The sequence below is a fragment of the Kitasatospora sp. NPDC059747 genome, from assembly GCF_042732955.1.
Classification (GTDB): Bacteria; Actinomycetota; Actinomycetes; order Streptomycetales; family Streptomycetaceae; genus Kitasatospora.
This window is the reverse complement of sequence record NZ_JBHWGV010000018.1, coordinates 69,189-69,647: the sequence shown is the minus strand read 5'-3', so window position 1 is coordinate 69,647 and position 459 is coordinate 69,189. Positions and strand designations below refer to the sequence as shown.

Below are 459 nucleotides of genomic sequence, written 5' to 3'. Positions count from 1 at the left end.
CCCGGGCGGCTGCGGCCCGCCCTTCTGTCGTGGGGGGGCGCGGGACCCCCCGCCCCCGCGGCCCCGGGGGGGCTGGGCGCCCCACGCGGCGCGCCGCTGGTCTCCAGCACGCTGCTCCTGCCCGGCGAGGACGAGCCGATGACGCAGGGGTGGGAGATCAAGGAGCGCCTCGACCACGTGCTGGACGCCGTGGTCGACTCGGGCGACTGCGGCACGGAGCCGACGACGGTCGTCGACTTCTCGGGCGGCGAGCCGGAGATCGTCCGCCGGGGGGCCGGGGACCCGAGCCGCTTCGAGTGACGGTGAACAGCACCGGGGCGTCGGGCCGCGGCTGACGCAGCGCGGTGGGGGGGGGGGGGCGGGGGGCCCCCCCCCCCCGCCGCGCGCGCCGCGCCCCCCCCCCCCCGGTGGAACCGCAAACACACGCGCGCCCAGGCCGAGCGTGTCGAGCACTGACCG

1 protein-coding gene is annotated in these 459 nt (G+C 80.2%); it reads left to right on the top strand.

Annotation, left to right across the window (positions count from 1 at the left end; all coding sequences use genetic code 11):
• On the top strand, positions 1 to 300 hold a 300-nt coding region (locus ACFV4G_RS10835; RefSeq protein ID WP_380438725.1), incomplete at its 5' end, for an L-threonylcarbamoyladenylate synthase.
• Positions 301 to 459 lie beyond the last annotated feature (159 nt).